This is a genomic window from Shewanella sp. WXL01 (assembly GCF_012263345.1).
Lineage (GTDB): Bacteria > Pseudomonadota > Gammaproteobacteria > Enterobacterales > Shewanellaceae > Shewanella > Shewanella maritima.
Window position 1 is genome coordinate 436,428 of record NZ_JAAIKQ010000003.1, and the last position, 12,747, is coordinate 449,174.

At 45.8% G+C, this 12,747-nt stretch carries 9 protein-coding genes and 6 tRNA genes; 5 read left to right on the forward strand and 10 right to left on the reverse strand.

What is annotated here, in order from left to right:
* Positions 1-3: 3 nt before the first annotated feature.
* The 3 genes from G3R49_RS10660 to G3R49_RS10670 form a co-directional block, all read right to left on the reverse strand.
* Positions 4-1,611, reverse strand: a complete 1,608-nt coding sequence (locus G3R49_RS10660; RefSeq protein WP_130601631.1) for a carboxyl transferase domain-containing protein — start codon at positions 1,609-1,611, stop codon at positions 4-6.
* Positions 1,612-1,853: 242 nt separating this feature from the next.
* Positions 1,854-3,023, reverse strand: a complete 1,170-nt coding sequence (locus G3R49_RS10665) for an isovaleryl-CoA dehydrogenase (protein WP_167869627.1) — start codon at positions 3,021-3,023, stop codon at positions 1,854-1,856.
* Between the two features lie 237 nt (positions 3,024-3,260).
* Positions 3,261-3,659 (reverse strand): MerR family DNA-binding transcriptional regulator, encoded by a 399-nt coding sequence (locus G3R49_RS10670; RefSeq protein ID WP_130601635.1) that lies wholly within the window; start codon positions 3,657-3,659, stop codon positions 3,261-3,263.
* Positions 3,660-4,004: 345 nt separating this feature from the next.
* Here G3R49_RS10670 and G3R49_RS10675 point away from each other — a divergent pair, with 345 nt between their 5' ends.
* On the forward strand, positions 4,005-5,918 hold the full coding sequence (locus G3R49_RS10675) for a propionyl-CoA synthetase (protein ID WP_167869628.1): 1,914 nt from the start codon (positions 4,005-4,007) through the stop codon (positions 5,916-5,918).
* 339 nt (positions 5,919-6,257) lie between these two features.
* Positions 6,258-7,787 carry an NADP-dependent phosphogluconate dehydrogenase gene (gene gndA, locus G3R49_RS10680; protein ID WP_167869629.1) on the forward strand — a complete coding sequence of 510 codons (1,530 nt, stop codon included), beginning with the start codon at positions 6,258-6,260 and terminating at the stop codon, positions 7,785-7,787.
* 72 nt (positions 7,788-7,859) lie between these two features.
* On the opposite strand, the gene G3R49_RS10685 is transcribed toward gndA, so the two are convergent.
* A complete protein-coding gene (locus tag G3R49_RS10685) occupies positions 7,860-8,741 on the reverse strand; it encodes a 1,4-dihydroxy-2-naphthoate polyprenyltransferase (protein ID WP_167869747.1) in 882 nt (293 codons plus the stop codon).
* A gap of 361 nt (positions 8,742-9,102) precedes the next feature.
* Here G3R49_RS10685 and tesB point away from each other — a divergent pair, with 361 nt between their 5' ends.
* The 3 genes from tesB to G3R49_RS10700 all read left to right on the forward strand — a co-directional run bounded on the left by tesB (position 9,103) and on the right by G3R49_RS10700 (position 11,709).
* Complete coding sequence (gene tesB / locus G3R49_RS10690; protein ID WP_167869630.1) at positions 9,103-9,972, forward strand: acyl-CoA thioesterase II; 870 nt, start codon at positions 9,103-9,105, stop codon at positions 9,970-9,972.
* 13 nt (positions 9,973-9,985) lie between these two features.
* Positions 9,986-10,375 carry a YbaY family lipoprotein gene (locus G3R49_RS10695; RefSeq protein WP_130601643.1) on the forward strand — a complete coding sequence of 130 codons (390 nt, stop codon included), beginning with the start codon at positions 9,986-9,988 and terminating at the stop codon, positions 10,373-10,375.
* 110 nt (positions 10,376-10,485) lie between these two features.
* A complete protein-coding gene (locus G3R49_RS10700; protein WP_210147187.1) occupies positions 10,486-11,709 on the forward strand; it encodes an MFS transporter in 1,224 nt (407 codons plus the stop codon).
* Positions 11,710-12,063: 354 nt separating this feature from the next.
* Here G3R49_RS10700 and G3R49_RS10705 read toward each other — a convergent pair.
* The 6 genes from G3R49_RS10705 to G3R49_RS10730 form a co-directional block, all read right to left on the reverse strand.
* A tRNA-Val gene (locus G3R49_RS10705) sits at positions 12,064-12,139 on the reverse strand.
* Positions 12,140-12,219: 80 nt separating this feature from the next.
* Positions 12,220-12,295: transfer RNA gene (locus G3R49_RS10710), tRNA-Val, on the reverse strand.
* A gap of 43 nt (positions 12,296-12,338) precedes the next feature.
* A tRNA-Val gene (locus G3R49_RS10715) sits at positions 12,339-12,414 on the reverse strand.
* Between the two features lie 50 nt (positions 12,415-12,464).
* Positions 12,465-12,540, reverse strand: a tRNA-Val gene (locus tag G3R49_RS10720).
* 25 nt (positions 12,541-12,565) lie between these two features.
* Positions 12,566-12,641, reverse strand: a tRNA-Val gene (locus tag G3R49_RS10725).
* Between the two features lie 36 nt (positions 12,642-12,677).
* Positions 12,678-12,747, reverse strand: a tRNA-Val gene (locus G3R49_RS10730).

Sequence of the window (12,747 nt, forward strand, 5' to 3'; positions counted from 1 at the left end):
AGCTTACATGCGGAACACACCAAACTTGGTGTCTTCTATTGGGGCATTAAGTGCGGCAGATAAAGCTAAACCTACAACGTCACGGGTTTGTGCTGGGTCGATGATGCCATCGTCCCACAAACGTGCGCTGGCATGATATGGGTGGCCTTCTTTGTCGTATTGCTCAACAATTGGTGCGCGGAATTTTGCCTCATCTTCACTTGACCAGTCTTGACCTTTGCGGGCTAAACCGTCACGGCGCACGGTCGCAAGTACGCCAGCGGCTTGCTCGCCGCCCATCACTGAGATTCGGGCATTTGGCCACATCCACATCATGGTAGGGTCGAATGCGCGGCCACACATACCATAGTTACCTGCGCCATAACTGCCACCAATAATGACGGTAAATTTAGGCACGCTGGCACAAGAAACTGCGGTCACCATCTTAGCGCCGTGCTTGGCAATGCCTTCATGCTCGTATTTTTTACCCACCATAAAACCGGTGATATTTTGCAAGAACAATAGCGGCACTTTGCGCTGACAACATAGCTCTATAAAGTGAGCGCCTTTTTGTGCCGACTCTGAGAACAAGATGCCATTGTTAGCGACAATACCCACTGGATAGCCATGAATACGTGCAAACCCACATACCAGAGTGTTGCCATAGTTAGCTTTAAACTCGTCAAAGTCTGAGTCGTCAACTAGGCGGGCAATGACTTCTTTTACATCAAACGGTTTCTTTAAGTCAGTGCCAACAATGCCGTATAGCTCGTTGATGTCATACTTTGGTGGTTTTACTGCACTAAGCTGCGCCGCAATTTGTTTTTGATGATTTAGACGGGCGATTGACTTACGAGCTAGCTCAAGTGCGTGTTCGTCATTTTGCGCCATGTGATCGGCAACGCCTGAAATTTTGGTATGCACCTCAGCGCCACCAAGCTCTTCTGCTGATACTTCTTCACCAGTTGCAGCTTTAACTAGTGGTGGCCCGGCTAAGAAGATGGTGCCTTGCTCTTTTACAATAATTGACTCGTCTGCCATCGCAGGTACGTACGCGCCACCTGCGGTGCAAAGCCCCATGACCACAGCCACCTGCGGAATACCTTTAGCCGACATTTGCGCCTGATTAAAGAAGATACGACCAAAATGATCTCTATCTGGGAATACTTCATCTTGGCGGGGCAAGTTAGCGCCGCCTGAGTCCACCAGATAAATACAAGGAAGATGACAGCGATGAGCAATATCTTGCGCGCGCAGGTGTTTTTTCACGGTCAGTGGATAGTAGGTGCCGCCTTTTACGGTCGCATCGTTTGCGATAATCATGCACTCAACGCCGCTAACACGGCCGATACCCGCAATTACACCTGCTGCTGGGACTGCCTCGTCGTACACTTCAAATGCAGCGAATTGTGAGATTTCTAAAAATGGCGAGCCAGCATCAAGCAGCTTTTCTACGCGCTGGCGTGGTAGCAGCTTGCCACGAGACAAATGGCGCTCGCAGGCAACGGGGCCACCACCTTGTTCGATTTGGCTGAGTTTTAGTTTTAGGTCATCGACAAGTGCAACCATGCCATCAGACTTGGCTTTAAACTCATCACTGCGGGCATTAATACGGCTAGTTAATTGCGTCACAACTCATATCCTTTATGAAGCAAGTGCTGCGAGCGCGTAACCAAGTGGAAAGGGGAAGTCTTAGTCACGCGCCGCATTGCACTTATATGTGGCTAATGCAGTATTTGGCAGCGGTTACCGCTGCTTCTATTTATTGGTTTTGAATTAGTACTTGTATTGGTACTTCTATTTGTACTAATTGGGGCACTCATTTCACGTGCATCCTAACAAGTGCATGTGAACGAGTGCCTGGATCTTAGCGTTTATTTAGATTCGTTATATAGCTCTCGGCCAATCAGCATACGGCGAATTTCTGATGTGCCTGCGCCAATCTCATAAAGCTTGGCATCACGCAACAGTCGCCCTGTAGCGTACTCATTGATGTAGCCGTTACCGCCTAATAGCTGAATAGCATCGAGCGCCATTTTGGTGGCTAGCTCTGCGCTGTATAAAATGGCGCCAGCAGCGTCTTTACGGGTGGTTTCACCGCGGTCACATGCTTGAGCTACGTTGTAAACATAGGCTTTAGCTGCATTCATACCCGTGTACATGTCAGCGAGTTTGCCTTGTACCAGTTGGAATTGACCAATAGATTTACCGAACTGCTCACGCTCATGAATGTATGGCACGACTATGTCCATACAAGCATTCATAATGCCTAGCGGACCACCAGACAGCACAACGCGCTCATAATCTAAGCCGCTCATCAGCACTTTAACGCCATTGTTTAGGCCGCCTAGAATGTTCTCTTCTGGTACTTCACAATCTTCAAATACCAGCTCACAGGTGTTTGAGCCACGCATGCCGAGCTTGTCTAGCTTTTGCGCTGTGCTAAAGCCTTTAAAGGTTTTCTCAATAATGAATGCGGTTATGCCGTGTGGGCCTTTGTCGAGGTCGGTTTTGGCGTAAACAACCAGGGTATCGGCATCAGGACCGTTAGTGATCCACATTTTGTTGCCATTTAGAATGTATTTGTCGCCTTGTTTGCGGGCAAATAACTTCATTGATACCACATCAGAACCCGCATTAGGCTCGCTCATCGCAAGCGCGCCAATATGCTCACCGCTAATAAGTTTTGGTAGGTACTTGGCTCTTTGCTCGTCGTTGCCGTTGCGGTTAATTTGGTTTACACATAGATTTGAGTGGGCGCCATAGCTTAGGCCGATAGAAGCAGAAGCCCGTGAAACTTCTTCCATAGCGACAACATGCGCTAAGTAGCCCATGCCTGCTCCGCCAAACTCTTCTGGGACAGTCACACCAAGCAAGCCCATTTCACCTAGCTTTGGCCACATGTGATTCGGAAAGGCATTTTGCTGGTCAACTTGCTCTGCAATTGGCGCGATTTCGTTGCTAGCAAAGCTGGCTACGGCGTCGCGCAGCATGTCGATATCTTCACCTAAACCGAAGTTTAGGCTTGAGTATAGTGATGTCATTGCTTGTGTCCTGTTGAAAGTGTACTGCTTTTGTTAGTACTTAATTTATTTGTAGTTTTAGTTGAGGGCTTCGCTCTTTGGTGGCGTTTAGCCCTATTTTGTCATTGTTTTTTATTGTTATCTTTTAACGCTATTTGTTGTCTAAATATTTGGTGTTAAGGGTCTTACTAAGGTGTCTTTAATGAGCACTTTTATTAGTTACTTTTCTACCCGTTTTTATCTTTTTGCTGTTGCTGTCTATTTACTCGCAGTCTCTAAGGCATCACGACATTGCTGCTCTGCTGAGTTCAGCTCCATCAATACCACTTTAATGTCGTCCATTTGCTGCTGCAGCGCGGCTTTCTTTTCATGTACTAGTTCGAGCATGGTGTTTAGCTGAGTCGTACTGGTCTTGTCGGCATCGTAAAGTTCAAACAAGCGGCGCGTTTCAGCCAGTGAGAAGCCAAGACGTTTACCACGTAGAATGAGTTTTAGACGTACTCTATCTTTCAGGCTGTAAATTCGGGTTTGCCCGCGACGTTTTGGCTTGATCAAGCCTTGATCTTCGTAGAAACGAATACTACGAGTGGTGATATCAAACTCTTTTGATAAGTCACTTATGGAATAGGTCGATTGCTGGGAAATGCTTGTACTCATCAGGGCACCAAAAATGTTTCTTTTGATGCAAGATATATGAAGTTTACGTAAAGGTAAAGTTTGCGCAGGAGTTTGTGTTGTGCAAGTGTTAATTCAAGTTGCCAGTTAAACAGTGTTCTAAGATAAAGCTATTATTAATTAATGTATTGCGGCTAATTTCAAATGGAAGTTAAGTGCTGTTTAGTACTTGCTGATGTATGAATTCAGGCAATAGTGTACTGTCTTATCCCTAAGTCTAATAGGGTTAATGGTTGAAATTTGCTCATAATCAGTTACTAAGCGAAGTCAAAATTCAAAGTGTTAAGTCATGAGTTTATTAATTCTGCAGTAGATTAGGTGGTGAGCATGGATCAAGGATTAGAGTTACATACCCGCTCAATTGAGCAACCAGAAGCGTTTTGGGGTGAAGCTGCCAAATTAATAGATTGGCAACGCAATGCCGAGCAGGTGCTGGATTCATCCGCTGCGCCGTTATATCGCTGGTTTAGCGGCGGAGCCTTAAACACTTGCTATAACGCCGTTGATCGTCACGTAGAAGCAGGGCGTGGTGAACAGATTGCAATTGAGTATGTGAGTCCTGTTACTGGACATAATCGCTCTATTAATTACTTAAGCTTGCAAAAACAAGTGGCGCGTCTGGCCGGATTGCTTAAATCATTGGGTGTGGAGAAGGGTGACCGAGTTGTCATCTATATGCCTATGGTGCCAGAAACAGCCTTTGCTATGTTGGCTTGTGCTCGTATAGGTGCGATTCACTCTGTAGTGTTTGGCGGTTTTGCTGCCAATGAGCTGGCTACGCGGATAAATGATGCTAAACCTAAAGTTGTGTTAAGTGCCTCTTGCGGCATTGAGCCTTCCGGCGTAGTGGCTTACAAGCCATTATTGGATGATGCACTAGCGCAAGCTAGTCACAAGGTTGATAACTGCGTGATTTTGGCACGGCCGCAATATCAGTGTGACTTAACTGATGGGCGTGACCTTGATTGGTATAGCGCTGTTGCTGACGCACCCGAAGCAGAGTGTGAAGTCATTGCCGCTACAGACCCGTTATATATTCTTTATACCTCAGGTACTACTGGCACACCTAAAGGCGTGGTGCGCGATAATGGTGGTCACGCTGTAGCGCTTGCCTGGTCAATGAGCCATATCTATAACATTGAAGCGGGTGATGTATTTTGGGCAGCGTCTGATGTTGGCTGGGTTGTGGGTCACTCTTACATCGTATACGGGCCGTTATTGGTGGGGGCGACCACGTTGTTGTATGAGGGTAAACCTGTAGGTACGCCTGATGCAGGTGCGTTCTGGCAAACCATTGCCAAGTATAAGGTCAAAAGCTTCTTTACTGCGCCTACGGCTATACGTGCAATTAAGCGTGAAGATCCAGATGGTGAGTTGATTAAACCGTATGACCTATCTTGCCTTGGGCAAGTGTTCTTAGCTGGAGAACGTTGCGATCCAGATACCCTTGAGTGGTGTCAAAGCAAGCTTGATAAACCTGTGATTGATCATTGGTGGCAAACCGAAACCGGTTGGCCTGTTGCTGCAAATCTGATGGGTGTTGCGCCTTTGCCGGTTAAGCCAGGCTCGCCGGCGCGAGCTGTACCGGGTTATCAAGTCGAGGTACTTGATGCTATGGGTGAACAAGTTGGCGCAAATGAGACTGGCAATGTGGTGATAAAACTGCCATTGCCGCCGGGCACTTTGCCAACATTGTGGCAAAACGATCAACGTTATCAAGATAGCTATTTAAGTATGTATGACGGCTATTACTTAACTGGTGATGCGGGCTACATAGATGAAGATGGCTATCTTTATATTATGAGCCGTATTGATGACATCATTAATGTCGCCGGGCATAGGCTGTCTACTGGGCGCTTTGAAGAGGTCTTGTGTCAACATGACTCAGTCGCTGAAGCTGCGGTTATTGGCGTAAGCGATAAGTTGAAAGGGCAGCTGCCGCTAGGGTTAGTGGTGTTAAAAGCAGGCGCAAGAGCCGATCACGATGTTTTATATAAAGAGCTATTAACTCTGGTTCGCTCTGAAATTGGCCCTGTAGCTGCATTTAAACTAGTCAGCGCAGTGCCTAAACTGCCTAAAACGCGATCAGGCAAAATCTTGCGCGCCACCATGCGTAAGATAGCCGACAATCAGGATTACAAAGTGCCAGCGACCATTGAAGACCCGCAAACCTTAGATATAGTGCAAAATACCCTAACGCGAATGGGTTACAGCAAGGCATTAACTCAAGCGGTAAGTTAACCAAAGCGTACAGCATATAAAAGCCATTGCTGCATTAACTGTAGCAACGGCTTTTTAAACTAAGAACAATGAAGCTTTAAGTGGGTACAAGAGGCGATGGTGCTTTATCTATGCGCTATCGTATTAATTTGCTGTGAGATTTTTACACCGTACTCAAACACCTCTCTCAAGTCGATTTGACGCTATTATCATCATTTGTAAAACAGATATATCGCTACAGATTACAATTGTTAGTGAGATGCATTATCGCTGGTAATTTAGTTACCAAAATCGCTATAATTGCGCCCCATTATAGAGTGCCCTAGAGGCATCACCCTCTGACCTGCGGAAAATAATCGAATGAATACCCACGCCCAAATGTCAAATATCGGGGTTATCGGCCTCGGTGTAATGGGAAAAAATCTCGCGCTTAATATCGCTGATAACGGCTACCATGTAGCCGTTTTTGACCTTGACCATCAAAAGGTTATCGCCACAGTTGAGCAAGAACAAGCTGAGCGTTTGGCAGACAAAGCGCCGCGCATGTTAGCTTGTAATAATATTTCAGAAATGCTCAATAATTTGGCTACTCCGAGAGTAATTGTGCTGTCTGTACCAGCTGGTGCTCCGGTTGATGGCGTGTGCCAAAGCTTAATTGAGGCAGGCATCGAGCCACAAGATATCGTGGTTGATACTGGTAACAGCTTATGGACCGATACGGTTGAGCGTGAGAAAAACTATCGCAGCCAATTCAAGTTCTTTAGCTCTGCGGTATCGGGCGGGGAAGTCGGTGCACGCTTTGGTCCATCGTTAATGCCAAGTGGCGATGAATCAGCATGGAAATATGTCGCACCCGTTTGGAGTGCAATTGCAGCTAAGGTCGATGCTGAAACAGGTTTACCGATAGAGCGTTTTGAGCCAGGTAACCCTGTGACTCAAGGTGAGCCATGTACTGCCTACATTGGACCTGCAGGTTCAGGCCATTATGTGAAAATGGTGCACAATGGCATTGAGTACGCCGATATGCAGCTTATCTGCGAAGCGTACCAGCTATTAAGTGAAGCTATAGGCTTATCGGCCCAGCAGGTAGGTGATATCTTCAAGCGTTGGAACCAAGGTAGTTTAAATAGCTACTTAATGGGAATTAGTGCTGAAGTATTGCAGCAGCAAGACCCGCTAACGGGTAAGCCGCTGGTGGAAATGATCCTTGATAAAGCAGGGCAAAAGGGCACCGGCTTGTGGACTGCTGTAAGCAGCTTACAAATTGGCTGCCCTGCACCAACTATTGCTGAAGCTGTATATGCGCGCGCTGTGAGCACTCAAAAAGACTTACGCGTGCAACTGCAACATAAGCTTGCAGGCCCGCAAGGGCTATCGTTAACAGATAGTGAAAAAGCAGAGTTTATCGACAACCTTGAAGCTGCATTGTATTGCGCCAAAGTGAGCTGCTATGCACAAGGGTTCCAGCTAATGGCAATGAATGCCAAAGAGCAAGGCTGGACGCTAAACTTCGCTGAGATTGCAAAAATCTGGCGTGCAGGCTGTATTATCCGCGCAACCTTCTTACAGTCTATTACCAAGGCTTATCAACAAGACCCGCAACTAGCTAACTTGCTAATGGCTGACTCGTTCAATCAAACCATTGCTGAAAAACACCTAGGTTGGCGTAAAACCGTTGCGCAAGCTGTAATGGCAGGTATTCCTGCGCCGTGTATTAGTTCAGCGCTGGCTTATTACGACAGCTACCGCTGTGAAACATTGCCTGCAAATTTGCTTCAAGGTCAACGTGACTTCTTTGGTGCTCATACATTTGAGCGTACCGATAAGCCAGCGGGTGAGAAGTATCATCTAGACTGGAGCGCGCCGCAGCGAACCTTATCTAAGCTGTAATCGATTAGATGATATTTAAATAAAAAACGCCTCGATTTTCGAGGCGTTTTTTTAGGGGTATTCTAATTTCGGTTAATGACCAATAGTGAAGGCTAACCCTACACTAAATAAGGCGCTGAACGTCATAGTGAGTTTGGCTGTTTGCCCAAGTATTGGGTTAAGTGCTTCGCCAGTATTATCTTGAAATGCCTGACTTAGGTTGCGGGCAATAATCAGTGAAACCCCAGCTAGCAGCACGGGTAAGCCTTTTAAATAACCTAAAAAGAAGCCGCCAATGATAATGGCAAATGGCAGGTACACTAGGCTTTGGTAAAGTACTTTCGCTTGCGCTTCACCAATTCTCACGGCCAGCGTGTTTTTACCTGCTTTAGTATCAGTATTAATGTCGCGAGTGTTGTTCACCAGCATGATCGCGGCATTAAAAAAGCCAATAGCGCTACCCAGTAACCAGGCGCTGAGGCTGGTGGTGCCTGCTTGCAAGTAATAGCTGCCTACCACGGCAACCAAACCGAAAAACACAAATGCTGCGACTTCGCCTAAGCCATGTGATGCCAATGGGTAAGGGCCGCCACTGTAGCAAAGTGCACCAAGCATGGACGCTGCTGCCAAAATCGCAATCGGCCAGCCGCCATGAATAATAAGATAAAAACCCACAGCAAATGCGAGCAATAGGGTAATAATCATACCGTTGCGCACCGCTGTTGGAGACAACATGCCGCTTTGAGTTACCCGGGTTGGGCCAAGACGCTCATCGGTGTCGATGCCGTTTTTAAAGTCAAAATAGTCATTGGCGAGGTTGACTGATATTTGCAGTAGCACACCACAAAGCATAGATATGGTGGCAATAAACCAACTAAATTGCTCAAGCTCAATTGCGAGCATGTTACCGATTAATAAAGGGCCAATCGCCGCAGGCAAAGTGCGCGGGCGAATAGCAAGAAGCCAAGGTTGAATCATTTACGCATAAGAAAGATGAGTGAATATTAGTCGTTATAATAACAAAATATTGTCTTGTTTGCTTTGATGAAATAGTGCGCTTTATCACCAATTGTTAATTGAGGTTTATCCTATACCAATCAGTACAAGTATGTGATCATTCTTACTAGTTACTTCTTATTGATTAAGAAGGCTTATAACTTCGTTAAAAATTTTATAGGTAGAGCAACTAGCTGCAATTTCTGCCTTGTTCTAAGCGATTTTTCCCGCGTAACCTCTGCTCACACATTTATCCTAATTGGTATATCCGCATCAGAATGGGAATATCCCTATGATTAAGGTAATCTTAGCGGATAAGTCTATATTAATAGGATCAAAAATGAGCCAAGTACTCAATAACTTATTAACCATGCTTGATTTGGAGCAAATTGAAGTTGGGTTGTTTCGCGGGCAAACCGAGGATATAGGTTTTGGTCATTTGTTTGGCGGGCACATCATGGCGCAGGCGATGATCGCGGCTAAAAATACTGTCGATCCCAGTCGTAATATTCATTCTTTCCATTCTTACTTTTTGCGTGCAGGTGACGAGACTCAACCAATCGTTTATGAAGTTGAAAACATGCGTGATGGTGGAAGTTTTAGCGCAAGACGAGTAAAGGCTATTCAAAAAGGCGTGCCGATTTTCTTTATGTCTTGCTCGTTTCAATCTGAAGAAGCAGGATTTGATCATCAAAGCGAGATGCCGCAAGTGGCGGGGCCTGATGGTTTGTTAAATCAACAAGAGCTTGCTATGACGCTGCGAGATAAAATACCGCCGCATGTGTTAGAAAAGTTTGTGGCAGATAGCCCGTTTGAGATGCGTTTAGTTGAGCCTGCCGATATTGTGATGCCAAAGCAAACCAAACCTGAGCGTCATGTGTGGGTGCGAGCCAATGGCAATATTCCTAGTGATCACTCAATTCAAGAGTCATTATTGTCCTATGTGTCTGACTTTAACTTCTTAGTGACTGCAGCTCAGCCTCATGGTGTATCCTTCTTAACGCCAGGCATGAAGATGGCAACAATCGATCACGCTATGTGGTTCCACCGTCCATTTAATCTTGATGATTGGTTGCTTTATAGTATTGAGAGTACCAATGCGACTGGCGGTAGAGGTTTTGTAAAAGGTCAGTTCTTTGACCAGCAAGGTAACCTGGTAGCTTCGGCAACCCAGGAAGGTTTAATGCGAATGACAAACAAGGGAAAATAGCGTGAGAACTGCAATGAAGTTATTTAAGCCGATTTTACTATTAGCGTTAGTATTAGGGTTAACTGCTTGCGTCACGGTGAAGCCGGAAGAGCCTGTGGTGGTGAATGGTTTTGCTGGGTATTTGGAAGATGTCACCTTGCCACAGGGGAGCACCATTAATATAGCGGTAATCGACTTCGACACTCCGGGCGCGATTATTGCGCAAAAGAATTTTGATATTGTGCGGGCGCCAGTGCCGTTTAAGTTTATCTTTAAGAAAGAGATGATTGACTCAAGCGTCAATTATGGCGTGGTGGCGATGATCAGTTATAACGGCCGCGTACTGTTTCAAACCTACGACAAATTTGAAGTCATCAACAACGGTAAGCTCACCACTGAAGTATTGATGAAACCTGTAAAGTAAGGCCAGACAATCACTTCGAGCTAGTTCACACATTCATCGTTTAGCCATTGATTATATTTTCTGGCGAACGATAATGTGTGCCCCTTGTTTTAATCTGTTAGGTCATCCCCTTGGCTGGCGCAACCTCACCTTCGCAACCAATTAATCCTAAACGTCTCACCTGGGCGCTCTGTTTAGCCTCTGTCGTCATTTATATCAACCTTTATACCTTGCAAGGCATGTTGCCTTTGATCGCCGAGCATTTTGATGTAACAGGCGCCAACGCCACACTTATTCTTTCGGTGACCAGTTTTAGTTTGGCATTTTCACTGCTTATGTATGCGGTGTTATCTGACAGAGTAGGGCGGCTATTACCTATGGTAGTCAGTTTGTGGGCTTTGGTGCTGTCAAACTTGCTATTGATCTGCGCCAATGAGTTTGAAACCTTGATGCTGGTGCGACTGGTTCAAGGTGTGCTTTTAGCGGCCGTACCTGCGATTGCGATGGCTTATTTTAAAGAGCAATTGCCAGCAGAGTTTATGTTAAAAGCCGCAGCAGTTTACATTATGGCTAATAGCTTTGGTGGTATTTCAGGGCGGATATTTGGTGGCCTGATGGCGCAGCACTTAGATTGGCAGCAGTCGATGATAATGATGTTTACTGTGACCTTGATTGGCGTGGCTGTTGTGACTTATCTATTGCCGCGCTGTGAAGTGAGGCCTGAAAAGCAGCAATTGCCCATTATTGAAAAAATGCGCTACGACCTAAAAGGTTTTGTATTGCATTTGTCTGACTCACAAATGCGCTTGGTGTACCTGATTGGCGGTCTCGCATTTATGATGATGGTTAATCAATTTAGCTTTATTCAGTTGCATTTGATGGAGTCGCCATATTCCCTTAGCCGTTTCGCCGCAACCTTGATTTTTTTGTGCTATTTAAGCGGTTCAGTCTCGTCTTATTCATCGGCGCGGCTGATCATGAAGTACGGTACTACCAAGCTGTTTAAGCTTGCATTAGCCTTGATGCTCATCGGTAGTTTAATTACGCTGCATGACACCTTGCTGTGGATTGTGGTTGGCTTTTTAGTGACCGCCAGTGGTTTCTTTTTAGCTCACAGTTGTTGCAATAGCTTTGTTGCTGTAAGGGCAACGGCTCATCGAGCTAAAGCGACATCATTATATTTATGTAGCTATTACTTAGGTGCGGCGCTCGGCGGTCCATATTTAATGGTTTTTTGGCAACAAAATAAATGGGATGGGGTAGTGCTAGGTTCAATGGTGCTGATAGCTTTGATGCTGGTGGCCATTGCGCGAATAACTTATTTAGAGCGTCTAGTTAAAGCTCAGTCTATCTAAATTTCACTATTGGCTAAATACATCGAAGATATGGGCGAGTGCCCTGATAAAAAAGAGATAATTAAGCGTTTATGTAAAGCCAAGTCTATGCAGTTAGGCTTGGCTTTTTTATTTGTGCAGCGAGGTATTTTGTTAGAGGTGTTCGCTCATAGGCATTTGCTTAATCAAAACCACTAAAAATCTTTAGTTGAATCCAATCGTAAGAATGCAGCGGCCAGCCTTGTTTCTACAAAATTAGCATTAAGTAAGGTAGCTGGTATGGTTGGATCAAGGTTATAAACTGCGGCGGAGAAATTTTATAGACGCAAATGTGCTGAGGCTTTTATTAAGCTTTATAACGGGATAAGGGAAATATGGTGGTCGCTACTGGGCTCGAACCAGTGACCCCCTCCTTGTAAGGGAGGTGCTCTCCCAGCTGAGCTAAGCGACCTGGGATACTTATCTATCAAAGATTGATAGTAAGATTTTTTATGAGATTTGAATTCATCGCTTCAACATACCAAGAAGATATGGTGGTCGCTACTGGGCTCGAACCAGTGACCCCCTCCTTGTAAGGGAGGTGCTCTCCCAGCTGAGCTAAGCGACCTGGGATAAATTCGACTAAAAACTTAGTCTAGTGATAGTTAATATGGTGGTCGCTACTGGGCTCGAACCAGTGACCCCCTCCTTGTAAGGGAGGTGCTCTCCCAGCTGAGCTAAGCGACCTGGGATATTAATCTATCAAAAAGGTTTTAATGCCATCTTCTACCAAAGAATGGTGGTCGATACTGGGCTCGAACCAGTGACCCCCTCCTTGTAAGGGAGGTGCTCTCCCAGCTGAGCTAATCGACCTGGGACCTTTTTATAGTGCAGAACATGGTGGTCGCTACTGGGCTCGAACCAGTGACCCCCTCCTTGTAAGGGAGGTGCTCTCCCAGCTGAGCTAAGCGACCTGGGATATCCTGCAAATCATTTCATTAGTGAAATGATGGTGGTCGCTACTGGGCTCGAACCAGTGACCCCCTCCTTGTAAGGGAGGTGCTCTCCCAGCTGAGCTAA

Excerpts from the sequence above, each read along its gene's own strand:
- G3R49_RS10665 (WP_167869627.1), bottom strand. The coding sequence starts at position 3,023 with ATGACATCACTATACTCAAGCCTAAACTTCGGTTTAGGTGAAGATATC.
- G3R49_RS10670 (WP_130601635.1), bottom strand. The coding sequence starts at position 3,659 with ATGAGTACAAGCATTTCCCAGCAATCGACCTATTCCATAAGTGACTTA.
- G3R49_RS10675 (WP_167869628.1), top strand. The coding sequence starts at position 4,005 with ATGGATCAAGGATTAGAGTTACATACCCGCTCAATTGAGCAACCAGAA.
- gndA (WP_167869629.1), top strand. The coding sequence starts at position 6,258 with ATGAATACCCACGCCCAAATGTCAAATATCGGGGTTATCGGCCTCGGT.
- tesB (WP_167869630.1), top strand. The coding sequence starts at position 9,103 with ATGAGCCAAGTACTCAATAACTTATTAACCATGCTTGATTTGGAGCAA.
- G3R49_RS10695 (WP_130601643.1), top strand. The coding sequence starts at position 9,986 with ATGAAGTTATTTAAGCCGATTTTACTATTAGCGTTAGTATTAGGGTTA.